The 24509-nt window shown below is 59.0% G+C and carries 20 protein-coding genes and 2 pseudogenes; 12 read left to right on the forward strand and 10 right to left on the reverse strand.

The window, feature by feature from the left end; all coding sequences use genetic code 11:
• Positions 1–129: 129 nt before the first annotated feature.
• Positions 130–1437: an OprD family porin gene (locus AC3IT6_RS11985; protein WP_489356535.1), complete on the forward strand. Its 1308-nt coding sequence runs from the start codon at positions 130–132 to the stop codon at positions 1435–1437.
• A gap of 60 nt (positions 1438–1497) precedes the next feature.
• On the opposite strand, the gene AC3IT6_RS11990 is transcribed toward AC3IT6_RS11985, so the two are convergent.
• Positions 1498–1986, reverse strand: a complete 489-nt coding sequence (locus AC3IT6_RS11990; RefSeq protein WP_223448012.1) for a MarR family winged helix-turn-helix transcriptional regulator — start codon at positions 1984–1986, stop codon at positions 1498–1500.
• A gap of 214 nt (positions 1987–2200) precedes the next feature.
• Here AC3IT6_RS11990 and AC3IT6_RS11995 point away from each other — a divergent pair, with 214 nt between their 5' ends.
• The 4 genes from AC3IT6_RS11995 (at position 2201) to AC3IT6_RS12010 (ending at position 7774) form a co-directional block, all read left to right on the forward strand.
• Entirely contained in the window at positions 2201–3031 is an 831-nt protein-coding gene (locus AC3IT6_RS11995) for a p-hydroxycinnamoyl CoA hydratase/lyase (protein ID WP_046038330.1), read from the forward strand.
• Between the two features lie 83 nt (positions 3032–3114).
• Positions 3115–4563, forward strand: coding sequence for an aldehyde dehydrogenase (locus AC3IT6_RS12000; protein WP_489355728.1), 1449 nt, complete (start codon positions 3115–3117; stop codon positions 4561–4563).
• 89 nt (positions 4564–4652) lie between these two features.
• A complete protein-coding gene (locus tag AC3IT6_RS12005) occupies positions 4653–6536 on the forward strand; it encodes a feruloyl-CoA synthase (RefSeq protein WP_489355730.1) in 1884 nt (627 codons plus the stop codon).
• Positions 6533–7774: a thiolase family protein gene (locus AC3IT6_RS12010; RefSeq protein WP_458371218.1), complete on the forward strand. Its 1242-nt coding sequence runs from the start codon at positions 6533–6535 to the stop codon at positions 7772–7774. The genes AC3IT6_RS12005 and AC3IT6_RS12010 overlap by 4 nt, the downstream gene beginning before the upstream one ends.
• Positions 7775–7894: 120 nt before the next feature.
• Here the strand turns inward: AC3IT6_RS12010 and AC3IT6_RS12015 are convergent, their stop codons facing one another.
• Complete coding sequence (locus AC3IT6_RS12015) at positions 7895–8383, reverse strand: DUF8788 domain-containing protein (RefSeq protein ID WP_223448009.1); 489 nt, start codon at positions 8381–8383, stop codon at positions 7895–7897.
• A 15-nt stretch (positions 8384–8398) separates the two neighbouring features.
• Positions 8399–8815: a DUF8788 domain-containing protein gene (locus AC3IT6_RS12020; RefSeq protein WP_150725580.1), complete on the reverse strand. Its 417-nt coding sequence runs from the start codon at positions 8813–8815 to the stop codon at positions 8399–8401.
• A gap of 877 nt (positions 8816–9692) precedes the next feature.
• Between AC3IT6_RS12020 and AC3IT6_RS12025 the strand changes: the two genes are divergently transcribed.
• From AC3IT6_RS12025 to AC3IT6_RS12035, 3 genes are all read left to right on the forward strand, one after another.
• The gene (locus tag AC3IT6_RS12025; protein WP_458371219.1) at positions 9693–9821 is read left to right on the forward strand and encodes a hypothetical protein; all 129 of its coding nucleotides are present in this window, start codon (positions 9693–9695) and stop codon (positions 9819–9821) included.
• Between the two features lie 121 nt (positions 9822–9942).
• On the forward strand, positions 9943–11394 hold the full coding sequence (locus tag AC3IT6_RS12030) for a DUF1254 domain-containing protein (RefSeq protein WP_489355733.1): 1452 nt from the start codon (positions 9943–9945) through the stop codon (positions 11392–11394).
• Between the two features lie 251 nt (positions 11395–11645).
• Positions 11646–13100 carry a TrkH family potassium uptake protein gene (locus AC3IT6_RS12035; protein ID WP_489355735.1) on the forward strand — a complete coding sequence of 485 codons (1455 nt, stop codon included), beginning with the start codon at positions 11646–11648 and terminating at the stop codon, positions 13098–13100.
• Positions 13101–13313: 213 nt separating this feature from the next.
• Here AC3IT6_RS12035 and AC3IT6_RS12040 read toward each other — a convergent pair whose 3' ends face one another.
• The 3 genes and pseudogenes from AC3IT6_RS12040 to AC3IT6_RS12050 form a co-directional block, all read right to left on the reverse strand.
• Positions 13314–13523 (reverse strand): hypothetical protein, encoded by a 210-nt coding sequence (locus AC3IT6_RS12040; protein WP_489355737.1) that lies wholly within the window; start codon positions 13521–13523, stop codon positions 13314–13316.
• A 409-nt stretch (positions 13524–13932) separates the two neighbouring features.
• Positions 13933–14954, reverse strand: a pseudogene (locus AC3IT6_RS12045) (IS110 family RNA-guided transposase).
• A 142-nt stretch (positions 14955–15096) separates the two neighbouring features.
• Positions 15097–16041, reverse strand: coding sequence for a LysR substrate-binding domain-containing protein (locus AC3IT6_RS12050; RefSeq protein WP_223447866.1), 945 nt, complete (start codon positions 16039–16041; stop codon positions 15097–15099).
• Positions 16042–16222: 181 nt separating this feature from the next.
• Between AC3IT6_RS12050 and AC3IT6_RS12055 the strand changes: the two genes are divergently transcribed.
• From AC3IT6_RS12055 to AC3IT6_RS12065, 3 genes are all read left to right on the forward strand, one after another.
• Entirely contained in the window at positions 16223–17452 is a 1230-nt protein-coding gene (locus AC3IT6_RS12055; protein WP_489355739.1) for a CaiB/BaiF CoA transferase family protein, read from the forward strand.
• On the forward strand, positions 17449–18243 hold the full coding sequence (gene scpB, locus AC3IT6_RS12060) for a methylmalonyl-CoA decarboxylase (RefSeq protein WP_489355741.1): 795 nt from the start codon (positions 17449–17451) through the stop codon (positions 18241–18243). The genes AC3IT6_RS12055 and scpB overlap by 4 nt, the downstream gene beginning before the upstream one ends.
• 169 nt (positions 18244–18412) lie before the next feature.
• A complete protein-coding gene (locus AC3IT6_RS12065; protein WP_489355743.1) occupies positions 18413–19765 on the forward strand; it encodes an SLC13 family permease in 1353 nt (450 codons plus the stop codon).
• 341 nt (positions 19766–20106) lie between these two features.
• Here the strand turns inward: AC3IT6_RS12065 and AC3IT6_RS12070 are convergent, their stop codons facing one another.
• The 4 genes and pseudogenes from AC3IT6_RS12070 to AC3IT6_RS12085 all read right to left on the reverse strand — a co-directional run.
• Entirely contained in the window at positions 20107–20592 is a 486-nt protein-coding gene (locus AC3IT6_RS12070; protein WP_489355745.1) for a DUF6130 family protein, read from the reverse strand.
• 164 nt (positions 20593–20756) lie between these two features.
• Positions 20757–22193 (reverse strand): NAD(P)-binding protein, encoded by a 1437-nt coding sequence (locus AC3IT6_RS12075; protein ID WP_489355747.1) that lies wholly within the window; start codon positions 22191–22193, stop codon positions 20757–20759.
• 288 nt (positions 22194–22481) lie between these two features.
• The gene (locus AC3IT6_RS12080; protein WP_489355749.1) at positions 22482–23144 is read right to left on the reverse strand and encodes an eCIS core domain-containing protein; all 663 of its coding nucleotides are present in this window, start codon (positions 23142–23144) and stop codon (positions 22482–22484) included.
• 150 nt (positions 23145–23294) lie between these two features.
• Positions 23295–23461: pseudogene (locus tag AC3IT6_RS12085) on the reverse strand (tyrosine-type recombinase/integrase); the annotation flags it as partial.
• A gap of 120 nt (positions 23462–23581) precedes the next feature.
• On the opposite strand from AC3IT6_RS12085, the gene AC3IT6_RS12090 reads away from it, so the two are divergent.
• A complete protein-coding gene (locus tag AC3IT6_RS12090) occupies positions 23582–24346 on the forward strand; it encodes a tetratricopeptide repeat protein (RefSeq protein ID WP_489355751.1) in 765 nt (254 codons plus the stop codon).
• Positions 24347–24509: the final 163 nt, after the last annotated feature.

A 24509-nucleotide genomic window follows, 5' to 3' on the forward strand; every position in this document is an offset into this window, starting at 1 on the left:
TCGGTCATTTGCGATTGACGGCGACCCTTGGCTGTTTCCATTCTCTGGTCGTGAAGCCGGCAGTCCCGTGCGGATCCGGCACCCACGAACAACAATAAAAAGTGGACATCGAACATGCCAAAACGCCCCATGAACACCGGTTCCGTAGCGTCGCTCTCCTGCGTCTCCAGTATCCATCCAGGGTGGGTCGTGGCACTGCTAGGCGTCAGCGTTCTGCCCTCTCAGCTGCGGGCCGAGGGGTTTATCGAGGACAGTCACGCAAACTTGACCCTGCGCAATTACTACATTGACCGTGAATACCAGGACGGCGGCGCCAAGACTGCCGCGCGGGAATGGGCTCAGGGTTTCATCATGGGCATGGAATCGGGGTTTACCGAAGGAGTTGTGGGTTTCGGTCTGGACGTTCGCGGGTTGCTGGGGGTCAAGCTCGACTCTGCGCCGCATCGCAGCGGCACCGAGTTGTTGCCGGTGTCGGCCAGCGATAAGCGCGCGGCGGATGAATATTCACGGCTCGCCCCGACGGCCAAACTAAGATTTGCCCAATCCACGGTGAAGAGCGGCGATGTCTCGATTTTCCTGCCGTTCGCTTTCGCCAGCCCATCGCGACTGTTGCCACAGACCTTTCGCGGCACGACCCTCAGCTCCAAAGATATCGATGGCCTGACCCTCAACACCGGTTACATCGATCGCATAAACAAGCGCGATTCCACGGACTATCAGGCCATGAGCATCGCCACGCCAAACCGGCGATTCAATGGCGCCGCCACCACCTCGCATCTGGCGTACGTGGGGGGCGACTATCAGGTCAACAAAGAACTCAGTCTGCGCGCCTATCATGCCGAGGTGGCCGAGCTGTACCAACAGGACACCCTGGCGCTGCTGCACAACCTGCCGCTTGGCGACGGTGTGTTCACCAGTGACTTGCGCAGTTTTTTCAGCCGTGAGGATGGCGCCGCCAAAGCGGGTGAGGTGGACAACCGCAACCTCTCGGCATTGTTCGGCTACCGCTTCGGCGGGCACCGGGTGAGCCTCGGCTACATGCATTCGAGCGGCGACACCGCGACGCCCTACATCTCCGGCACGGAGTTGATGGGCATGAGCGAACAGACCATGGCTTCGGATTTTCTCAACGCCAAGGAGCGCACCTGGCAAGCTATCTATGACTACGACTTCGTGGCGTCCGGGGTGCCCGGTTTGAAGGGAAGGTTGCGTTACGTGCGCGGCGACAATATCGAGTTGGCCGCCTTCAATGCCGATGACCGCAAGGAGCGCGAGTTCCAGATGGAGTTGGGTTACGTGATTCAGAGCGGCCCGCTGAAAAACGTCGGGCTGTTGGCGCGCAAGGCGATCTATCGCAATGACTTCCCGAGCGGTACGGCGTTTCGTGATGAAAACCAGACCCGGTTCCAGGTGCTCTACACCTTGCCAATCTGGTAGTGCCCGGTTGCTCGATGTTCCTTGCCGGCCACCCCTCGGGGGTGTGCCGGCGTTTCGCGTTCAGTCCTGATAAACCTTCTTCAGCAAGCGCAGCAACTCCTCGCGCTCTTCGCCGCTTAGCGATGAAGTGGAGTCGAAATCGCTTTGCGCAGCGATCTGCTTGAGCTCCTTGAGCAAGGTTTCGCCGGTCTTGCTCAGGAAGATTCCGTAAGAGCGTTTGTCCGGCTTGCAGCGCACCCGCACTGCCAGCGCGCGGCTTTCCAGTTTATTGAGCAGCGGCACCACCTGCGGCGGCTCGATGGCCAGGGCCCGGGCCAGGTCGGCCTGCATCAGCCCCGGATTCTGGTCGATGATTGCCAGGGCCGAGAACTGCGCGGGGCGCAGGTCGTGGGCTGACAGGCGACCGATCAGGTTCTGGAACAGTTTGAGTTGGGCGCGCCGCATCGCGTAGCCGATCAGGTCATCCAGTGCCGAATCCAGTGGTGCCTGCAGCTCGGCGGTGGCGGACGGGGACTCGCTCTGGTCGGCGAGGGGAGAAGGCTTGGCCATTGCGGGTGAATCCTGAAGAAGTGGAGGTTAACAAGCGTATCTAGTTTGCCGGGGTTGGCCGCTGATAGCTATGCCCGTCGTTCAGGGCGATGGGGTAGGAGGATATTTTAGGGTGGATAAAAAAATGATTAATTCGATTAATAGTTAATTGACATAACTATATCGGTCCTTTAATTTCCAGTCATCTTCAAGCCAAGAACAAGAGAGCAACGCCATGAGCAACTACGAAGGTCGCTGGACAACCGTCAAGGTCGAGATCGAAGAAGGCATCGCCTGGGTCATTCTCAATCGCCCGGAAAAACGCAACGCCATGAGCCCGACACTCAACCGGGAAATGATCGATGTGCTGGAAACCCTGGAGCAGGATCCGGCGGCCGGCGTGTTGGTGCTGACCGGTGCCGGCGAAGCCTGGACCGCGGGCATGGACCTCAAGGAATACTTCCGCGAAGTGGACGCGGGCCCGGAGATCCTCCAGGAAAAAATCCGCCGCGAAGCCTCGCAATGGCAATGGAAACTGCTGCGCATGTACACCAAGCCGACCATCGCCATGGTCAACGGCTGGTGTTTCGGTGGCGGCTTCAGCCCGCTGGTGGCCTGTGACCTGGCGATCTGCGCCGATGAAGCGACCTTCGGCCTCTCGGAAATCAACTGGGGCATCCCGCCGGGCAACCTGGTGAGCAAGGCCATGGCCGACACCGTGGGCCATCGTCAGTCGCTGTACTACATCATGACCGGCAAGACCTTCGGTGGGCAGAAAGCCGCCGAGATGGGCCTGGTCAACGAAAGCGTACCCCTGGCGCAACTGCGTGAAGTCACCGTGGATCTGGCGCGCAACCTGCTGGAGAAAAACCCGGTGGTGCTGCGTGCGGCCAAGCATGGCTTCAAGCGCTGCCGCGAGCTGACCTGGGAGCAGAACGAGGACTACCTGTACGCCAAGCTTGACCAGTCGCGCCTGCTCGACACCGAAGGTGGCCGCGAGCAGGGCATGAAGCAGTTCCTCGACGACAAGAGCATCAAGCCCGGTCTGCAGGCCTACAAGCGCTGAGACTGATCGCCGGGTGCCTGTTCGCCCCGGCGCGCTGTATCGCTCCAATGCATTCCCGATAAAGACAATAAAGAGGAATCACCATGCTGGACGTGCCCCTGCTGATTGGCGGCCAGTCGCTGCCTGCCCGCGACGGTCGGACCTTCGAACGCCGCAACCCGGTGACCGGTGAAGTGGTATCGCGGGTGGCCGCCGCCACCCTGGAAGATGCCGATGCCGCGGTGGCTGCGGCCCAGGCAGCGTTTCCCGCCTGGGCCGCCCTGGCGCCCAATGAACGCCGCAGCCGTTTGCTCAAGGCCGCCGAGCAGTTGCAGGCGCGCAGTGCCGAGTTCATCGCGGCGGCTGGCGAAACCGGGGCCATGGCCAACTGGTACGGCTTCAACGTGCGGCTGGCGGCCAACATGCTGCGAGAAGCGGCGTCGATGACCACCCAGATCAATGGCGAAGTCATCCCCTCGGATGTGCCGGGCAGTTTTGCCATGGCCCTGCGCCAACCCTGCGGTGTGGTGCTGGGGATCGCCCCGTGGAATGCCCCGGTGATTCTCGCCACCCGCGCCATCGCCATGCCGCTGGCGTGCGGCAATACCGTGGTGCTCAAGGCTTCGGAGCTGAGCCCGGCGGTGCACCGCCTGATCGGCCAGGTCTTGCAGGATGCCGGGTTGGGCGATGGCGTGGTCAATGTCATCAGCAATGCCCCGGCGGATGCCGCGGCGATTGTCGAGCGACTGATCGCCAACCCGGCGGTGCGGCGGGTCAACTTCACCGGCTCGACCCATGTCGGGCGGATTGTCGGCGAGCTCTCGGCGCGCCACCTCAAGCCGGCCTTGCTGGAGCTGGGTGGCAAGGCGCCGTTGCTGGTGCTCGATGATGCCGACCTGGACGCGGCGGTCGAGGCGGCTGCCTTCGGTGCTTACTTCAATCAGGGACAGATCTGCATGTCCACCGAACGGCTGATCGTCGATACCAAGGTCGCCGACGCCTTTGTCGCCAAGCTGGCGGCCAAGGTTTCGACCCTGCGCGCCGGTGATCCGGCGCTGGCGGATTCGGTGCTCGGTTCGCTGGTGGATGCCAGTTCCGGAACGCGCATCAAGGGGTTGATCGACGATGCCCTGGCCAAGGGCGCGCGGCTGGTGGTCGGCGGACAGCTGGACGGCAGCATTTTGCAGCCAACCCTGCTCGACGGCGTCAACGACACAATGCGTCTGTATCGCGAAGAGTCCTTCGGCCCGGTGGCGGTGTTGTTGCGCGGGGAGGGCGATGAAGCGCTGCTGCGTCTGGCCAACGACTCCGAGTTCGGGTTGTCGGCGGCGATCTTCAGCCGCGATACCGGGCGTGCGCTGGCGCTGGCCCAACGGGTCGAGTCGGGTATCTGCCATATCAATGGCCCGACCGTGCACGACGAAGCGCAAATGCCTTTCGGCGGGGTCAAGTCCAGCGGCTACGGCAGCTTTGGCGGCAAGGCGTCCATCGAGCATTTCACCCAGTTGCGCTGGGTCACCTTGCAGCATGGACCGCGGCATTACCCGATCTGAACCGCAGAAATAACAATAAAAAGGCTGCAGCCGCCACCATGCCCATTCGTGCGGCTTGGTGGTAGCGTGCCTTGATGGAGAACAAGCACGTGAGTTCCGAATTCAGATCGCAAACCCACACCGAGGCCAGTGCGCCGCGCTATCGTCACGTGTCCATCGGTCGCGCAGCGGTCGAGGTGACAGAACAGCAGGGTGCATTGCACATGCGTTCCCTGGAGCCATTGGCCGAGTATCCGCCGCGACTGCTCGACCGTCTGGTGCATTGGGCCAAGGTGCGTCCCGAGCAGACCTTTATCGCCGCCCGCCAGGCCGACGGTGAGTGGTGTCGGGTCAGCTACGCGCAGATGCTCGACAGTGTCCGGGCCATCGCCCAAAGCCTGTTGAGCTACGGCCTGTGGGCAGACAAACCGCTGGTGCTGCTCTCGGGCAATGACATCGAGCATTTGCAACTCGCCTTCGGCGCCCTGTATGCGGGCATTCCTTACTGCCCGGTGTCGCCAGCCTATTCACTGTTGTCCCAGGATTTCGCCAAGCTGCGTCACGTCTGCGACCTGCTGCAACCCGGCCTGGTGTTTGTCAGTGATGCCGCGGCCTACCAGCGTGCCATCGATGCCGTGCTACCCGCTGAAACGCCTTTGATCACTGTCCGTGGCCAAATCGCGGGACGTCGCCAGGTCAGTTTTGCCAGCCTGCTTGAGCAGCCGGGCGGTGCCGAGGCCGAAGCCGCGTTTACCGGCACGGGGCCGGACAGCATCGCCAAATTCCTGTTCACCTCCGGCTCGACCAAATTGCCCAAGGCGGTGGTCACCACCCAACGCATGCTGTGCTCTAACCAACAGATGCTGTTGCAGACGTTTCCGGTGTTCGGCGAAGAACCGCCGGTGCTGGTGGACTGGCTGCCGTGGAACCACACCTTCGGCGGCAGCCATAACGTCGGCATCGTGCTCTACAACGGTGGCAGCTTTTACCTGGACGACGGCAAGCCCACGGCGCAGGGTTTCGCGCAGACCCTGCGTAACCTCAAGGAAGTGTCGCCCACCGCCTACCTGACCGTGCCCAAGGGTTGGGAAGAACTGGCCTCGGCACTGGAGCAGGACGCGGAGCTGCGGGAGATCTTTTTCAAGCGCATCAGCCTGTTCTTTTTTGCCGCGGCCGGTCTGTCGCAAAGTGTCTGGGACCGACTCGACCGCGTCGCCGAACAGCACTGCGGCGAGCGTATCCGCATGATGGCCGGGCTCGGCATGACCGAGGCTTCACCGTCCTGCACCTTCACCACCGGGCCGTTGTCCATGGCCGGTTATGTCGGCTTGCCGGCACCCGGTTGCGAGGTGCGCCTGGTGCCGGTGGACGGCAAACTGGAAGGGCGCTTTCGTGGGCCGCACATCATGCCCGGCTACTGGCGGTCACCGCAGCAGACCCTCGATGCGTTCGACCCGCAGGGCTTCTACTGTTCCGGCGATGCGCTCAAGCTCGCCGACCCGCGTGATCCGCAATTGGGGCTGATGTTCGACGGGCGCATCGCCGAAGATTTCAAGTTGTCATCCGGGGTGTTTGTCAGCGTCGGGCCTTTGCGCAGCCGGGCGGTGCTCGAAGGTTCGCCCTATGTCCAGGACCTGGTGGTGACCGCGCCGGATCGTGAATGCCTGGGCGCGCTGGTGTTTGCGCGGATGTTCGAATGTCGACGGCTGTCAGGGCTGGCGGCCAGTGCCAGCGACACCGAGGTGTTGGCCAGCGCGCCGGTACGCGAGTGGTTCGCCGGCTGGTTGCAGCGACTCAATCGCGAGGCCACGGGCAATGCCAGTCGCCTGGAATGGATCGCCTTGCTCGATGAGCCGGCGTCCATCGACCGGGGTGAAATCACCGACAAGGGTTCGATCAATCAGCGTGCGGTATTGCAGTGGCGCGCGGAGCAGGTCGAGGCGCTGTATCGCGGGCTCGATCCGGCCATGCTGCGCGCCGGGGCGAAGTCGTGAACACAGGCGGGCAGTACTCGGTCTTTGCCGATGCGGCGATTTTCGATGCGGTGCGCACACCGTGGGTGGACCTCGGTGGGGCATTGGCCGAGGTGTCGCCGATCGACCTGGGCATCAAGGTCGGGCGCGAAGTACTGGCTCGCGCGGCAGTCGATCCGCTGGCGGTCGACAGCGTGCTGGCGGGCTCCATGGCCCAGGCCAGCTTCGATGCCTACATGCTGCCTCGGCACATCGGCCTCTACAGCGGCGTGGCGCAATCGGTTCCGGCACTGGGGGTGCAGCGCATCTGCGCCACTGGTTTCGAACTGCTGCGCCAGGCCGCCAGGCAACTGGATGACGGCGTGCAATTGGCCCTGTGCGTGGCCACCGAATCGATGTCGCGCAATCCGATTGCGGCCTATACCCATCGAGGGGGATTCCGCCTTGGCGCGCAAGTGCAGTTCAAGGATTTTCTCTGGGAAGCGTTGTACGACCCGGCCCCCGGGGTGGACATGATCACCACCGCCGACAACCTGGCGCGGCGTTATGGGCTGAGTCGCGAAGCGGTAGACGCCTACGCCTGTGCCAGTCATCAGCGGGCGTTTGCGGCACAACAAACGGGCTGGCTGGCACCCGAGATCGTTGCCGTGGGGCATCAGGTGTTTGAATTGCAAGGCTATCAGCCACGGGGCATTCGCCTGTCACGCGGTGTCGACATGGTGAGTGAAGACAGTCACCCACGACCCGGAGACATCGCGGCGTTGGCCCGCTTACGTACCGTGCACGAAGGAGGGGTGCAAACCGCCGGCAACAGTTGTGCGGTAGTCGATGGCGCGGCGGCGGCCCTGGTCGGGCGCGCTTCGGCCTGTCGGGATACACCGTTGGCCTTGCTGCGGGCCAGCGCGGTGGTCGGGGTGGCGCCAGAGTTCATGGGCATCGGTCCGGCACCGGCGATTCGCCTCTTGTTGCAGCGCAGTGGCTTGAGCCTGGAGCAGATCGACCGCTTTGAAATCAACGAGGCCCAGGCCGCCCAGGTACTGGCAGTGGCTCAGGAACTGGAACTGGATCGTACGCGTCTGAACGTCCAGGGTGGTTCGTTGGCGCTCGGCCACCCCTTGGCCGCCAGTGGCTTGCGTCTGGTGCTGACCCTGGCGCGACAACTGCGTGAGCACAATCTGCGTTACGGGGTCGCCGCGGCCTGTGTTGGCGGCGGGCAGGGCATGGCGCTATTGATCGAGAACCCGGCCTGGCGGGTCTGAGGTTTCGTCGGCTGACGGACAATCTGTGTTTTCCGGTAATGACCGGTTCTGGCCGAGAGGTGATTGCCGGGAAGGGGAAGGGGACGGAAGGAGCCACGCTCCTTCCGCTGGTTCAGCTAGTCAGTTCGTACCAATGAAGGGGTCCCATTGGATGAAACGTGTCGATGGCCGCAGTCCTCCAGAGGTCACCTTGACCTGGATCTGGTAGGTGGTCTGAGACGATGCGTTGCGAGCCAGGCCCACCCAATAGTTACCAGCGGCACCGACTTGCATCGGGTAGCCATCGCTGCCGAACACGCTGCCCTGGGAAATTTGGAAGCCGGTGATGGACACCGTGTCGCCAGCGTTCTGATCGATCGGTACCACCTCGAAGCCGATGTAGTCCCCGATGTTACAGTGGGTGCGCAGTTCCAGCGTTCCTTCGCCGCTGCTGTCATTGCTCAGACGATTGTCAAACATGTACACACCGGTGGAAATGTTCCCGCCACCAGTGCCCAGTACATATGAGGTATCGATGGCAATGGTGATTGCGGTTTGCGGATTGGCGACGCCGGCAAGCACCTGCGAATCAGCAACCCAGACCTGGGCAGTATTTTTTTGGCCACTCATTGTCGTGCTCCTTCCTTAGGCAGAGACAGTCACGCTGGGGTTGAGCTTCACGGTGATACCGGAGCCGCCCGCCACCTGTACATTGAGGGATACCGGGTAGGACGCGGAACCTGCGTTCTGCACGGTGCCGGTAAACGCGCTCGGGTTATCCGAAGCGGTTTGCGGCTGGCCACTGAAGCCCCAGGCGTTCGAGTTACCGAAGGCGGCAATGGAGACCTGCGAGGTCGACTTGGGATTGATCAGGAACACTTGCCAGCAGACATTGCTGCCTTTGGACGCAGCAGTATTCAGGTTGGCGGTGCCTTCGTTGGTTGTGCCAGCAGAGATACGGTTATCGACCAGATAGACCCCCGCGGTGGAGCCATTGGTCACTGCATTGTCGTCGACCCAGATTTGCACCTGGACGTCACAACTGGTGGTAGGAATTGCCATGAGAGAACTCCTTGTAAGGTTTCGACGCAAGCGTCGGGCGTGCCCTATGTCGACCCCACACACTTACCTGCAGGCGTGGTGCCGCAACACCTTGAGCCTTGTGGTCGCGAGGACCTTGGCAAAGCATCTCGGTCAGGCGAATAGGAAGATAGACCAAGCAAAGAAAGGCAACTTGCCATTACGCTATAAACGCTAGAGTCGTTCGAAGTAACTACTGCGACAGAAGCCTCAAATCACCCTGGGGCGGCTTGGCGAACCCGCGCAATACAAGGTTCTCGAGCTTGCAGGCATGGCAACCTCAATGCCGAAACGGCTGGCGAGGCCTTGTGCCCGCTCCTCGGCAAGGTCAGTACACGGCTGTCCAGGTCCTGGGTCCGCCACTGGCGCTTGACGGCCGGAAGCGCCCGGTTTGAAACTCCGCTTATGGCCGGTTTCTGCCTGTCGCCAAGGGCTGCAACCGGCCGAGGCTGTGTAAAAACGTTTTTGAGCGCGACAGGTACTCAAAATCGGACTGGAAATCGCGTTTCTACGCGAAATCCACATCTGCCAACGTGCCGATAAATTTCAGATTTAACGTAGATGCGCATACTTCAATTTTGGTGAAGCGTTTTTACACACTCTGGACCCATAGCGGTCTTTGGCGGACCTCAAGAGTTAATCTCTGGCTATCCGCTTTTTGGCTGCTGATCACGATTGGCTGTTCTCGACGCCAAATGGTCCGTAACGGCGGCGCGTAAATATTACGGAACTGAATCTGAGCTGCTCAGCTGCGCAAGGGGATACTGGCTTATTGTGATCTACACTCCCTGAGCTGTGAGTAGACGCTTCGCCACAAGATTTACTCAGTCGCTAAGTAAAGAGATAGACCTGAGTTTCAGTGAGTCGCGGTCTGGGTGGGGGTACGCCAGTCGATCAGCAAAAAACCTTGTCTGGCAATCGTGTATCAGGCGAGTTCGACAACACCTGGATTGAAGCCCTGATCGCCCACCTGACCTGGCACTACTGAAAAAAGTCGGGAGGGTTTCAAGCGTTCAAATTATTTCACCGTGGCCATGAACGCTCACGGTGCCAGCTTGCTCAAAACTAACGAGGTGGAAATGAACAGGAAGTCTAACCGGGGCTGGACAATGGCTGCGGCACTCGTCGTAGTGGGTTCAACGCTTTTTGCGGGGTGTGCGAGCAAGAACGATCCGATCACGCAGGCAGACAAGACGGATGTGACCAAGGGCGTACCCGCGCCGAGTCTCGAGCAGACCAAGGCGATCGCCGAGGAAGGCTTTATTTACGGCTTACCGCTGGTCATGAACTACGCCGTGATGAACGAATATGCCGTGGACAAGGGCGGCCCGCAATACAAGGCGCCGTTCAACCAGATCAAGAACGAGCCTCGCGTCTTCACCTACCAAGACACGGCCATCATCACTCCGAACAGCGACACCCCGTACTCGTTTGTCTGGCTGGACCTGCGCGCGGAGCCGATGGTGATCTCGGTGCCGGCAGTGGACAAGCGGCGTTACTACTCGGTGCAGATGATCGACGGCAACACTTACAACTACGGTTACATCGGCAGCCGTGCCACCGGCAACGAAGCGGGCGACTACATGGTGGTCGGTCCCGATTGGAAAGGCGCGCCCCCTCCCGGTATCAAAAAAGTCTTCACCTCGACCACTCCCTTCGCCGTGAGCGCCATTCGGACTCAGCTCTACAATGCCAAGGACATGCCGAATGTCGAGAAGGTGCAAGCGGGCTACAAGGTCCAGCCGCTGTCCGCCTTCCTCCATCAACCCGCGCCGCCCACTGCGCCGAAGATTGATTTCGTGCCGGCTACGACGGAAGGCATCAAGGCCAACTTCTTCGAGTACCTGTCGGCCGCGATGGAGTATGTGCCGCCATCGGCTGACGACCAGGAGATCCGGGCCAAGCTGGCGAGCATTGGGGTGGGCCCCGGTCGCACCTTCGAATTTAAGGACCTCTCGCTCGAGCACAAGGCCGTGGTCCTGCTCGGGATGAAGGCCGGTGACGAGAAGGTCGACAAGTTCCTCGCGAGCGGGACGAAGATAATCAACGGCTGGAACGTCGGCGCGTACTTCGGCGACCAAACGTTCTACAAGGCCGACTGGTTGAAGCGTGCTGGTGCCGCGAAAGGCGGCCTCTACGGCAACGACGCCGTCGAGGCGATGTATCCCAACACGCGCACCGACGGCACCGGCCAGACGCTCGATACCAGCAAGCGCAAGTACACGCTGACTTTCCCGGCCGGCAAACTGCCGCCAGTCAATGCCTTCTGGTCGGTGACCATGTACGACGGCAAGAGCCAGCTGCTGGTCAAGAATCCGCTCAACCGTTACCTGATCAATTCGCCGATGCTGTCGGCGATGAAGAAAAACACGGATGGTTCACTGACGCTGTACATCCAGAAAGACTCCCCCGGCAAGGCTAAGGAGGCAAACTGGTTGCCCGCGCCTGACGACACGGTCTTTCTGGTAATGCGCCTCTACTGGCCGAAGACCGCACCGCCTTCGATTCTTCCCGCTGGCGACGGCAGCTGGCAGCCACCGGCGCTGGTGGTCACGAAGTAAATCTTGCGGCCCATTGCTGACACTCGCCGTAGGTCGGTGTCGGCTTGTGCTGCCTTTTTGCCAATAGCAGCCAATCATCCAGGGCTGCTATTGGCCGGTTTCTGCCCGTCGCGACCGGCTGAAACCGACCCAAAGCTGCCCTTTGACGCACGCAGCCCGACTGATTGCTTGTAGAAGTTTTACGCAAAATTTACGGGGCTTGCAGGTAGGGCATCCGATACTGCGCGGTGCTAATTTGGAACGCGACTGTTATGTCCCTCGCAGCAATTCGGCTTATCGGCTTCATCTTGGGCATTTTTCTGATCACGCTGGCCGTAAGCATGGCTATTCCCATGATCACGCTGGTGGCCTATGAGCGTAGCGACGATCTGTCGGCATTTCTCTGGTCGAGTTTGATTACGTTCCTCTGTGGCCTCCTGTTGATCGTGCGGGGGCGCCCGGATACTGGCCAGCTTCGCCCGAGGGATATGTACCTGCTGACAACTGGCAGTTGGGTGGTCGTGTGCACCTTCGCAGCGTTGCCAATGGTGTTCATCAGCCATATCAGCTATACCGATGCGTTCTTTGAAACGATGTCTGGCATCACAACCACTGGCTCGACGGTACTCACCGGTTTGGATACCTCATCTCCCGGCTTGTTGATATGGCGCTCCATGCTGCATTGGCTGGGAGGCATCGGTTTTATCGGCATGGCCGTGGCGATCCTTCCACTGTTGCGAGTAGGCGGCATGCGTCTGTTCCAGACAGAGTCCTCAGACTGGTCGGAGAAAGTCACGCCGCGTTCCCATGTGGCAGCCAAGTACATTCTTTTTCTGTATCTGGGGCTTACTGGCATCGGAGCTCTGGCGCTCTGGCTCGCTGGAATGACGCCATTTGAAGCGGTCAACCACGCAATGTCGTTGATCTCTACCGGGGGGTTCTCAACTTCGGACGCCTCGCTTGGGCATTGGACGCAACCAACGATTCACTGGGTGGCAGTGGCCATCATGATTCTGGGCAGCCTGCCATTCACCTTGTACGTCGCAACATTGCGGGGCAATCGGCGTGCGCTGATCAAGGATCACCAGGTACGCGGATTCATTGGGTTCTTGCTCGTCACATCGCTGGCTGTGGGTACCTGGCTGTGTTTTCACAGCGATTACGGATGGTGGGATGCGTTTCGTATCGTGGCAGTCAATGTGACCTCGGTCGTCACGACCACCGGAATTGCGGTTGGCGACTACACGTTATGGGGCAGCTTCGCTGTCTTGCTGTTTTTCTATTTGACCTTTGTCGGTGGATGTTCAGGCTCCACTGCAGGCGGTCTCAAAATCTTCCGTTTTCAGGTGGCAGCCGCTCTACTGGTCAGTAGTTTGAAGCAGTTGATCCATCCTCGAGCCGTGATTCAGAAGAAATACAACGGTCATCCCATCGACGAGGAGATCTTGCGCTCGCTTTTGACCTTCTCGTTTTTCTTCACCATCACTATTGCTGCCATCGCCTTGGGCCTGGCTCTCATTGGACTTGATTGGACAACAGCATTGAGCGGCGCCGCTACCGCGGTGTGTAACGTCGGGCCAGGGCTGGGCACGATCATTGGGCCGGCCGGTAATTTCTCATCATTACCTGATGCCGCCAAATGGCTACTGACCGTTGGAATGCTACTGGGAAGGCTGGAAATCCTGACTGTGTTGGTACTTGTAACTCCAGTTTTCTGGAGATATTGAGCCACCTTTTCGGGGACTGAGTCTAAAAGGTAAATGGGGGGACGAAAATAAATTTGTCGATACCCACCCAAGGGGCAGCGAGTACTTCCATAGAGAGATCAGTAGTCGTTTGGGTTGCCGCTATTTGCCGATTTCTGCCACTGGCGAAGGGCGAAAGTCGACCCTTAGCGGACGTCATTGGCGAACATCCGCGAGTGATCAACAGGGAGATTTTTACCTGGCAAAAGTAAGCGCTATTGTTTTTTGAGTATCCTCAATTAACGCAACGACTTGCTCTTTTGGATGTGGGGAAAGATCGGGGTATTGATCTGCTAGGTATTCGATAATCGTATCTTCATCCCAGGGGCCGAGCGAAGTCATGTAGTCAGAGTACTGATTTTGAATCTCTCTCCACGATGGGTAAGGATGCTTGGAGAGCAGCATGTCTGTTCGGGTGTAAATAATATGAATCTGCACAAATCTATTTTCCGAATGTAGACAGGGGTCTGAGTCGTGGCCAAAGGAGTGTAAATCCGTTTCATGATTGTCTTCCAGTCGGCGACTTCTGACTGAAGAAAGACGCAGGCTGAGCGTCCGTATATGGACTCCTCCTCGTTGCAAGCCTCCTTTGCTTTGGCACCCGTGCCGACTGCACACGTATATTCGGCCTCTTACAGCGGCATCGTTTTGATGCAGGGCCATGATGGGCTATTCGCGCGTCAGCTCCCAATCGCTTTTACGTGCTTTACGCACCTGGACATTAAAGGGTTTTGCCGACGCCGGTTCGACCGGTTTGCCATTGCTCGGGTTGCTTCGCAATCGTGGTGTGTAGGGCATCTCCCGGGTGAATGGGTCAGGCCGCTGCCCGATCCGGTTGGTAATCAGTGCCGTTGCGCAGCATCGCCCAAGCCATGCGCGCAGTTTTGTTGGCCAGTGCGATAGCGGCCACGTTGGGATGTGAGCGCTCGGGTAAACGGACAACCCACTGGCTGAGTTGATCGTCTTCGGACTTGGCCGTGCGCAGTACCGACCGCGTACCATGGATCATCAGCGTTCGCAGATAAGCATCCCCACGTTTGCTGATGCCAAGCAGTCGATCCTAGCCGCCAGAGCTGTGTTGCTTTGGCGTCAGCCCTAGCGAGGCGGCCAATTGGCAAACTGACTGGCATCGCCGATGGCAGCAACCAGCGCGGTGGCGATCATCGGGCCGACGCCACGCAGTTGTTGCAAACGGACGGTCGTTGGCTCACTTGCCGCGATCGCCGATATCTCGCCATCGAGTTCGCTCACGCGCTCATCAAGTGCGCGCAAGTCATCCCACAAGCCATTCAGCAGACGACGAAAGCGTACCGTCAAACCGTTATCCGCATCTTCTAGCCAGCACGGTATTGCGCGACGCAGCATCAGTAATTCCTTCGGCGCAATGAGGCCGTACTCGGCGATCAGCCCACGAATCTGATTGGCTTTGGCCGTCCGCTGTTCGATTAAGCCGGCCCGGATGCGATGCGTCGCCTGAATATCCTGTTGTTCGATGGTCTTGACGGCGACGAAGCGCATGCTGGGGCGGCTCATCGCCTCACAGATTGCCTCGGCATCGTTGGCATCGTTCTTGTTGCTCTTGACGTACGGTTTGACGAACCGCGGCGCGATCAGCCTCACCCGAAATCCGCGTGCCTGTAGCTGCCGCGCCCAATGGTGTGCACCGCCACAACTTTCCATGCCGATCTCACAGCCGGGCTCGATCTTTTCCCGCACCGTTTGCAGCCAGCGATCGCGCGATAAACGCTGCCGCCAAACGGGCTGCACATGACGATCCACGCCGTGAATCTGAAGCACGTTCTTGGCCAAGTCGACCCCAATGCGCATAAGCTTCATGTGTGGACTCCTTCTCACTATTGACTGTGGTTCGCACCTTCAGTCTGGCACTCAAGATGCCGAGGTGAGGAGGAGTCCATCCCATTGCTTCTGGCCGATAACTGCCCGTCGCGAAGGGCCGCAGTCGACCCAAGGCAGCCCGTCAGTAGTCTTGGAGGTTCTTTCCTTTGACCCGTTCATCTGCCCACCCCGGCTGCCGCTCGAATTCCTCGAACAGCTCGAAAATGGTCGACTTGACCTTTTGCACGGCATTGCTCTCTACAACCGTGTCATGCCAGCACAGCGAAAGATCCCGCTTGAACAGTCGATGATCGATCCTGGCCAGCTTGAGCCTGTGTTGCACAAGCTCGACATGGGCCGCGGCCCACGGCAGGATCGTGACACCGAGCTGCGCCTTGACGGCTGAGAACAACAGGTCGGTGGAATTGGCTTCGAATTCAACCTCGCATTTCAGGCCGGCCTCCTGCAGTGCAAATTCGACCCGACTGCGAATGGTGTTCGGAGCACAGGGCAGCACCAGCGGCATCTTCGCCAATGCCTCAATCGACACCGGTTCATCCGATAATGCAAATTCCGGCCACGCCACCAAGTACAGCGTTTCGGTTAACAGCCGCCGGAAAGCCACGCCCCGGGTTTCGACCGCATCGACATTCACCGCCAGTGCCACTCGCCCTACCGTGATCAGACGTCCGAGTTCGGCGCTCGGGGCATCGATCAATTCCAATTTGATGCCCGGATAACGGCTGCGAATCGTGCGCGCGAGCGGAATTGCCAACATGCGCGCCGTACTCGACGGCATGCCGACCGAGACTTTGCCTTGCGGGAATTCGGCGTCCTGGCGCAGCAGTTCGTGGGTGCCGTCGGCCTGGCGCAGCAATTCGATGGCATGTCGATAAAGCGTTTGCCCAGCCGCCGTGGGAACAACGCCATGCACGCTGCGCTCGAGCAGTTGCATGCCCATGTCCTGTTCCAGGTTGCGCATCTGCTGGCTGATGGCTGGCTGCGCGATATGCAGCGTTTCACTGGCGCGGGTGATGTTCCCGCACTCGACCACCTTGATGAAATACCGCAACTGGCGCAGGTCCATGTGTACCCTCCTAAGCCATAGGATTTTCCGATGAATTTAGAGGAATATCATATTTGAAGGATATGAGATACGGCGCCTAGACTCGTCTCACAACACGAAGCGCTAACGGTCGTCAAAGGCGAGTAGCGCTTCAAAGGCCTTGGCGCAATGGCCCGTATTCAACCCTTCAATGGAGAATCCCATGCAAGCTTTGCAAGGCGTGAAAATCGTCGACCTGAGTCGCGCACTGTCGGGGCCGTTCTGCACCATGGTGCTGGCAGACCTCGGTGCCGATGTGATCAAGATCGAGCCCGGCCCGACTGGCGATATGAGCCGCACCTGGGGCCCCTTCGACCGGGGCGTGAGCACCTACTATTTATCGTGTAACCGCAACAAGCGCGGCATGTGCATTGACTTGCGCAATCCCGAAGGGTTGACCACCATCCGGCAGCTGATCGATGACGCCGACGTCGTCATCGAGAACTTCAAGCCTGGCACGCTGGAAAGCATGGGCCTCGGTTATGAGGTGCTCAGCGCCCGCAATCCGCGACTGGTAATGGGCAGCATTAACGCCTTTGGCACCGACGGGCCGATGAGCAGTTGGCCGGGCTTCGACCAGATCGCCCAAGGCTACTCGGGGCTGATGAGCCTGACCGGTTTCGTCGATGGCGACCCGACACGCACCGGCACCGCCATCGGCGATTTGACTTCGGGCATGTGGTTGGTGACAGCGGTGCTGGCCGCGCTGCTCGAGCGCGAGCGCACCGGGCGCGGCCAGCATGTCAGCACGTCGCTGCTGGGCAGTCTCGTCGGGTTGTTGAGTGTGCACGGCCAACGCTACCTCAGCCTGGGGGATGTGCCGCGCCGCACCGGCAACGCCCATTCGGTGATTGCACCTTACGGCGTGTTCCAGACAAAGGATGGCCCGCTCAATCTGGCGCCGATCACCTCGGCCATGTGGGGGCGTTTGTGCGTACTGCTCGATTTGCCCGAGCTGCCGGACGATCCGCGCTTCGCCACCAATGAAGCGAGGGTCGAACGTCGTGACGAATTGAGAGAGATTCTGGAAAGTCGTTTGAAAACCCGCAGCAAACGCGAGTGGACTTCGCTGTTCGTCGACGCAGGATTACCCGCCGGCCCGATCAACACACTCGATGAGGTCTTCGACGATCCGCAGGTGCTGCACAGCCAACTGACCGAGACACTCACGCACCCGACACTTGGTGCACTGCGTCAGGTAGTGACCCCGGTGTTCTGCGCCACTGACAGCGTTGTCAGCCGCCCACCGCCACTGCTTGGCGAACACACCGTCGAAGTATTGCGCGAAGCCGGTTTCGACGCTGCATCGATCAACGTATTGCTCGCCGCTAAAATAGTGTTCCAGAACTCCGATGACATGACCGGCGCGCAATCGACAGGAGCCGCACAATGAATCCAGCCTCTTCCACAACCGTGACCGTCAACCGGGTCGATGAACGCATCGCGCGGCTGGTCTTCAGCAACCCCACACACCGCAATGCACTCAGCGCGCAACTGCTGGCGGCGCTCGACGAAAGTCTCGTCGCCCTGGCGTCACAACGCATCCCGGTGGTGATCCTCGGCAGCGAAGTCGGCCAATCCGTGTGGAGTGCCGGCCACGATATCCGCGAACTGCAACACGACCGCGACCCGATTGCCTATGGCAAACCGCTCGAACAGGTATTGCGCCGCATCCGCGCCTATCCCGGCGTGGTGATTGCCCTGGTGTCCGGCTCGGTGTGGGGCGGCGCGGTGGATCTGGTCATGAGCTGCGACATGGTCGTCGCGGACCACAGCGCAAGCTTTGCCATGACGCCAGTGAACATTGGATTGCCGTACACCACCAGTGGATTGCTGCGCTTCTTCAACAATTTGCCGATTCATGTGTTGAAAGAGATGTTTTTCACTGCCCAGAAGCTCGATGCGCAGCGGGCGCAACGGTTTGGTCTGGTCAACCGACTGGTCGACACTGATGTGCTGGAAGCGACTGCGCTGGAACTGGCACACGGCATCGCCAGCAAAGCACCGCTGGCCGTTGCGGCGGTCAAGGAACAGCTGCGTATCCTCGAAGACCTGCAACCGATTCCGGTGCAGGCGATGGAGCAGATTGCCGAACTGCGCCGACAAGCCTGCGAAAGTGCTGACTTTGGTGAAGGACTGGCAGCCTTTGCCGAGCGCCGGCCAGCAGCATTCAATGGCAATTAGCACGACAGATTTGAAAGCTTCTGTGTTCGTACGACCGACTTCGCAGGCATGCCACGCTTCCTCGTTTCGGCACGCTCGGCCCGACGTGAGTCGATTGCTAAACATCCCGAAACAATAACAACAAGGACGGTACCTGCGGGACCGTCCGAATGCGGGGAGTCAAATTGAAATGAATAATGAAATTCTGTCGATTTTAGTGCTAGTGGTCATTTTCGGCATCGCCAGCGTGTTGCCCATCAACATGGGCGCGCTGGCGTTCGCAGCGGCCTTTATCGTCGGTTCGGTGATAATGGACATGACATCGGCGACCATCTTCGCAGGCTTTCCCAGTGACCTGTTCCTGACGTTGGTCGGTGTCACCTATTTGTTCGGCATCGCCCAGAACAACGGCACCATCGACTGGCTGATCGAACGGGCGGTGTTGATGGTGCGTGGCCATGTCGCCTGGATACCCTGGGTGATGTTCGTGGTGGCGGCGCTGCTCACCGGTTTCGGTGCGCTGAGCCCTGCGGTGGCAGCGATCCTCGCGCCTATTGCTCTCAACTTCGCCGTGCAGTACCGCATCAACCCGGTGCTCATGGGACTGATGGTGATTCACGGCGCTCAAGGCGGCAGTTTCTCGCCTGTGAGTATTTTCGGTGGCATAACCAATCAGATCGTTGCGTCCTCCGGGCTGCCTTATGCACCGTTCACTCTGTTCATCGCCAGCCTGCTGTTCAACCTGGGGATTGCCATGGTGGTATTCGTAGTCTTCGGTGGTTTACGTAGCGCTCGCCTGTCATTGGTGGCGGTCGCGCCCGGTCCCAAGTTGCATGTTGCTGGTGCATCGCTGGCCATTCTTGGCCACGGCGGTACGCCGGCGTCTCCTGCTTATCATCGTACTGACCTGACGGGTGCCGGTGCGCCGCTACAGACCCTCAGCGGCCTGGACGGGGCCAAGCTGTCAACGCTGGTCGGGCTGTTGGCCCTGGCGATCTCGGCATTAGTGTTCAAGTTCAATATCGGGTTGGTGGCCATGACGGTCGCGGTAGTCCTGGCCATGTTCGCGCCCAAGGCGCAGAAGGCGGCCATTGACAAGGTCAGCTGGTCGACTGTTCTGCTGATCACCGGGATCATCACTTACATCGGAGTGATGCAGACCATCGGTACCATCGACTATGTCGCCCATGGCATCTCCGGCTTGGGTGAACCGCTGCTGGTCGCTTTGCTGCTGTGCTTCACTGCCGCAATTATCTCGTCATTCGCTTCGTCCACGGCGTTGCTAGGGGTGATCATTCCCCTGGCCGTGCCATTCTTGAGCCAGGGCCACATCAGTGCGGTCGGCGTGGTCGCGGCTATCGCCATTTCCACCACTATCGTCGACACCAGCCCGTTCTCCACCAATGGTGCGCTGGTGGTTGCCAATACACCCCCGCAGGAGCGAGAAAAAGTGTTGCGCAGCCTGCTGATCTACAGCGCGGTGGTTGCCCTGGTGGGACCCTGTGTTGCCTGGTTGACCCTGGTGGTACCCGGGGTACTCTGAGCGATCGGGTCAGGCCCTGATCAGCCTGACGGACTCAATTTTTCCGCCCCCCGCCCTGGATAATTCAGCACAAACTGGACATGCGCCTTCCCCCCCTGAAGCCAGGGTCGCATCGTCCGCGGTGAAGTAGGGGGCTGTGATTGTTCGGGGCCTTCTGCATGTCGCGAAGGACAGGAGACGGCCAATTGGCGGTCTTTCAGATGATGCGCCGTACTGCATTCACTTCATTGAACTGGGACGAGGTTGATGTGGAGCGGCTTGAACCAATAAAACGTGTGGCGATGGAGCCCACCCGTGCTGTCCTGCTCACACCACCGCAGTTAGCCATGAACACCCAGCAGTTATGGTTTTACTGCGTGATCATCGTCAATCTGGGGAGCGCCCGTTGGTTTCTTCTCCGGAACTATAAAACTCACTGTCGTACTGGTGAGGATTTTGTGAGTCGGGTCGGCCACTTCAAGAAGAACCTTGTGGGTGCCGGGCGTCAGTCCAACCAGGATAATCGGGTCTTCGCTGGTGTGCGCCCATGTACCTTTCCAGTCGTCGACGGTCACGTGGAGGTGACCGAGACGAGGTGATACATCAACAGCCGCTTTGCCAAATACCGGCATGATCCTGGCGTGTTCTGCTCGATACTGGATAATGACAACACCGCGGGCGAGCGGCTCGGCAAGCGGCGGGTAAGCAATGAGTTTTGGCGCAGTCTCGGATTCCAATGGAAGTATTGCCGGTGGGGAATCGGTGTCTGCTACCCCTTGCCCGCACACGGCTGTGCAAAAGAAGACACCCAAAGCCAGGGCCAATAGATTTTCGGTAACGAGGGACATGGTGTTTTTCTCCCGCGTGGTTTCATTCAAGCCTGGATCAAACCGGGTATTTCCTGGTGTTCATTTGAAATTGGAATCACCCACGTATTTCATCGACACTGACTGACAGTTTTTGGCCGGTTCCTGTCTGCGAGAGTAGGCAACAACCGACCCAATTCATTCGCTCAGGACTCTTGCGCTGAACCTGCTACGGCCTGCAAGAGCCTGGGGATATTTTCCAAGGCTTTCTTTCTAGCTTCAGTAAATCGGTTCAACACTGCCAGCTTTTCAGGATCCCCCTCCTGCAGGCTTCTCAGCACTATCGGCAAAAGGTGCAGATGGCACTGCGCAAGCCAGTTGGACAACCCCGCGTGGTTCTTCCATTGCCGTTGATTGCCAAGATAAGCGGCCCACATTCTGACCCAGTCCACCGGTGAGCGTGGTAGTGGGACAATCGCGCATAGTTTATTCATCTGCATCTGATCGTCGAAGTGACTTTCCACGTATGCGATTACTGCGGCACTGAATAAGATCTGATAACTGCTTACTGTCATCAAGTTGATGCGATTGCCATCAAATGCTTTGACGATTCCATCAGGAATAATTGGAACCGCGCTTGCGCTGCAGTCGACGTAAAGGGCGTCGGGATCTCCAGCGATGCAGCCCCTTTCGAGGGATATCCGGCTGGCTTCAATCGCGCAAACCCGCCCCAGGCGCACTACATTGCTTATGCGCCGTAGTGCACGCAATTCACCCTGTGAAATGGTCGCAGCGCGGAAGGCGGTGGGTTCGACGGCTTTATCGATGCGCACCAGTTCGCCGACACTTTCGAGTCTGAGGAATAGGTCCGGGATCGAATCTGCAGCACCTATTGCTTCGAACTGGTTCGCGAGGCTACCGATTGTTCGTACAACATTCTCCTGGCCGGGTTGAAGGTTGGCGCGATCCAGCAGCCAGGGGTCGTTTGGAACGATCCATTGAATCCTGCCGGGTGCCACGCCATTCTGCAGCAGCCACAGACAGGCATCGATGCCGGTCTTTCCTCCTCCCACCACCACGTAACGCAAGTAAGGCTGTCTGATCTTTGGCAAGTCGTTCAGCGGTAGGCACCGTATTCCGGGCTCTATCCGGTAATGCGGTGGATGGGTCGAAGGAACGGCTGTCTGTGCAATAGTCGCGTCCACCAGCTTCCTGCGCACCTGGACAAGGTTACTTTCGCCGGTGACCAAGGATGTGATGCAATGATTATTGCTGCGATCACCTTCGTAGTTGTGCATCGGAAAATATTGCACCCGACCTGACGGCAAGAATCGATGATGCATAAGCTGATCGAAGTAACTGACAACCTCGGCGCCTGAGGCCAATTCATATAAGCCATCGCCCCATTCGGATTGGTCTTTTTGGCCGGAGCCCAGCTCGCAGGAGTTAACGCCATAGAAGGCAGACGGCTGGTGCAAGCGGACGAACGAGTAGGCATCGTTCCAATGTCCACCAGGTTGAGCATGTCGATCCACCATCAACACACTCGCATCCGACTCATCGAGCAATGTATCGACGAAGGCCATAGCTGTTGCCCCCGCGCCGATAACCAGATAATCCGTCGCTATGGTGGTTGTGTTCATAGGTATGCCCTGATGACGGGTGAATACACGCCTCCATCGAATCAGGCTAGTTCATTTCGCTTGTCGTAAAAGAACAGTTGTTCCTTACCTAAATTGCCAACAGATTTAACGGCTCTCTAAATCCCATGACTCTCATCCTGCGACGCGCTTCTCGCTTGCGTTGGCGGGGAGTTGTAGGGCGCTGTGTATACGTCAGCGACGCAAGCCCACGGCAGGTGTTCACGACGTTTATCGGGTGTTGGCTGCCTTTCGCGAAGGGCTGCAAGCAACCCTTTGAACTCAAGGATTTCAAGGAAGCACTGGCTGGGCCACGCTGACTCTTAGCGCTCTGGCTACCAGGGTTTGAATCTCGTAGGCGGGCGCCTCAACGGTTGTGTAATCACGGGTATAGCGAGTGGCAAACTCGCGAACGCCCCATTGCAGGTACTGCTGCACGTGCTTCAATTCATGCGCCCATAGCGCGACATTGTTAAGTGCATCATCGGGACTGCGAAAGACGATGATGTCCATAAGGGTGACCGCACTTACATCGGGATTCTGCAGCATGGTGTGTGCGGCGTTCAGCTCTGCATCATCGCCTACCTTGTAGCGAGCCGAATCGAGCACTTGGATGTCATAGTAGGGTTCGAGTTGGGCTCGGATATTCAGCGGGATTGTCCGAATATCGTCAGTTGCCGCGGTGTTGCGCGATTGCACAATCCAATTCTGCAATCCAGAGGCCGCCATTTGGTTCATGTTTTCGAAAATCTCCCCAGTTTCCTCTTTGGAGCCTGGAGCACAAAAACAAGCGACCATGCAGACTTGGTACTGTCCTTGCGGGCAGGCGAAAACAGCGGACGAAGTGCCAACGGAAAAGAGCGGTATCGCTAACCGGAAAATTTGACGTAAAAAGACAGTTAACAATTGGTTCTCCCAAAGGCAATGGTGGTCGGCAGACGATACTTTGGGCATCTCGCGCCCGCTGTCCTGCCAGGTGTTGGACCGCTGGACTACCGTTCGATTCCCTGAGTTCCACAACTTCTTCAGGCCACCTCCAACATTGCCTGAAAGGCCGCGCCTGGCCGCAAAGCGACGGTCTAACCACTACCGTTGCAGTGGACGTCAGACTTGCGTCTGTTCCGCCATTTCAAGAGCATCATCGACCTCGATTTCCAGGTACCTGACGGTGCTTTCAAGTTTCGTATGACCAGGCAGGCGTTGGACAGCGCTTGGGTTCGTCGTAGCGTGTGAGTGCCGTACAAGATTGGGTCAAGGCCAATGGTCGTCACCCCAAGCGGGAACTTCAGGGTACTTGCCAGGTCAATTGCGGCCCTGTATCGCAGATGCCGAGCAGCACTGTGGCCTGTTTTACGGCAGCGCCGTCCTGGATCAGCCGAGTCCGCCCCTTGATGCCAACCAAGAGTTTTCTGCCGGGTCTCATCCTGGCGTTCTGCGCCGTCGCGTCGCTTTGTTCGGTTGCTGCCGAGCGAAGAGTGCCCTCGCAAAGTAACAGCGCATCAACCACCCTGATCGAAACCGCCTCGCGGCAGTATGAGAATGGCCAGTTGGACCAGGCCGCGGCCACGCTGGAGCGTGCCCTGCATATCCAGCCTAACAATCCCGCGACGCTGCATTACCTTGGTGTGTTGCGTCTTCAGCAGGGGCAGTACCAGCAGGCTGAAACCTTGGCGGCGCGCTCGAACATGCGGGTTGGTCGCAACGTCGAGTTGCGCAACCGCAACTTCCAATTGATCCAGGCGGCGCAGCAGGCCCGATCTTCGGGTACCCCACCCAATGCCAAAGAGGACCTGGTCGCAGTACAGAAGGGGCTGGAAGAGGAGACCCAAAGGCGCCGCGAAGCGGAAATGGCGGTTGTTGAGCAATCCACTCCGGACACTGGGCGCAACGCTGGCAACTTCGCTAGCGCAGAGACAGATCGGGTTGCAGATGCACCGACGGCTGGCAGAGCCGGGCCCGAAGGAAAATTGCAAATGGCCAATGTCGAGCCAGAGCGGGCGTACGCTGAGGTTGAGATTCCCCGCCGCCATATGCCGCCTCCGGGCAAATGCCGGATTTGGTTTCCTGATCGTCCGCCGGGGCATCAGCCTGCACCCGGCAAATGCAAGAAGCTGCGATATCGGGTTCCCTCAGGGGCCTACCTGGTGCGCGGTTGAGTTTCCGAGTGTCCACTTCTGGCCGATAGCAGTCTGTCGCAAGCAGCTCCTTTGGCCATCAGCATTTCCTGTGAGCCGCGAGGGGGCGAAAGAGCGTAACGTTCGCAGAACCTCGCGGCAGACCTCGGTTGTTTTCAGAAATGGCGCTGAGCAAGCCTTTCCA

The sequence above is a fragment of the Pseudomonas sp. KH_017 genome (assembly GCF_057840285.1).

Coding starts and splice junctions, on each gene's coding strand:
- AC3IT6_RS12000 (WP_489355728.1), top strand. CDS start 3,115: ATGCTGGACGTGCCCCTGCTGATTGGCGGCCAGTCGCTGCCTGCCCGC.
- AC3IT6_RS12080 (WP_489355749.1), bottom strand. CDS start 23,144: ATGCCCAAAGTATCGTCTGCCGACCACCATTGCCTTTGGGAGAACCAA.
- AC3IT6_RS12075 (WP_489355747.1), bottom strand. CDS start 22,193: ATGAACACAACCACCATAGCGACGGATTATCTGGTTATCGGCGCGGGG.
- AC3IT6_RS11995 (WP_046038330.1), top strand. CDS start 2,201: ATGAGCAACTACGAAGGTCGCTGGACAACCGTCAAGGTCGAGATCGAA.
- AC3IT6_RS12065 (WP_489355743.1), top strand. CDS start 18,413: ATGAATAATGAAATTCTGTCGATTTTAGTGCTAGTGGTCATTTTCGGC.
- AC3IT6_RS12020 (WP_150725580.1), bottom strand. CDS start 8,815: ATGGCAATTCCTACCACCAGTTGTGACGTCCAGGTGCAAATCTGGGTC.
- AC3IT6_RS12055 (WP_489355739.1), top strand. CDS start 16,223: ATGCAAGCTTTGCAAGGCGTGAAAATCGTCGACCTGAGTCGCGCACTG.
- AC3IT6_RS12030 (WP_489355733.1), top strand. CDS start 9,943: ATGGCTGCGGCACTCGTCGTAGTGGGTTCAACGCTTTTTGCGGGGTGT.
- AC3IT6_RS12040 (WP_489355737.1), bottom strand. CDS start 13,523: ATGCTGCTCTCCAAGCATCCTTACCCATCGTGGAGAGAGATTCAAAAT.
- AC3IT6_RS12035 (WP_489355735.1), top strand. CDS start 11,646: ATGTCCCTCGCAGCAATTCGGCTTATCGGCTTCATCTTGGGCATTTTT.
- AC3IT6_RS11990 (WP_223448012.1), bottom strand. CDS start 1,986: ATGGCCAAGCCTTCTCCCCTCGCCGACCAGAGCGAGTCCCCGTCCGCC.
- AC3IT6_RS12090 (WP_489355751.1), top strand. CDS start 23,582: ATGCCAACCAAGAGTTTTCTGCCGGGTCTCATCCTGGCGTTCTGCGCC.
- AC3IT6_RS12050 (WP_223447866.1), bottom strand. CDS start 16,041: ATGGACCTGCGCCAGTTGCGGTATTTCATCAAGGTGGTCGAGTGCGGG.
- AC3IT6_RS12015 (WP_223448009.1), bottom strand. CDS start 8,383: ATGAGTGGCCAAAAAAATACTGCCCAGGTCTGGGTTGCTGATTCGCAG.
- AC3IT6_RS12070 (WP_489355745.1), bottom strand. CDS start 20,592: ATGTCCCTCGTTACCGAAAATCTATTGGCCCTGGCTTTGGGTGTCTTC.
- scpB (WP_489355741.1), top strand. CDS start 17,449: ATGAATCCAGCCTCTTCCACAACCGTGACCGTCAACCGGGTCGATGAA.
- AC3IT6_RS11985 (WP_489356535.1), top strand. CDS start 130: ATGAACACCGGTTCCGTAGCGTCGCTCTCCTGCGTCTCCAGTATCCAT.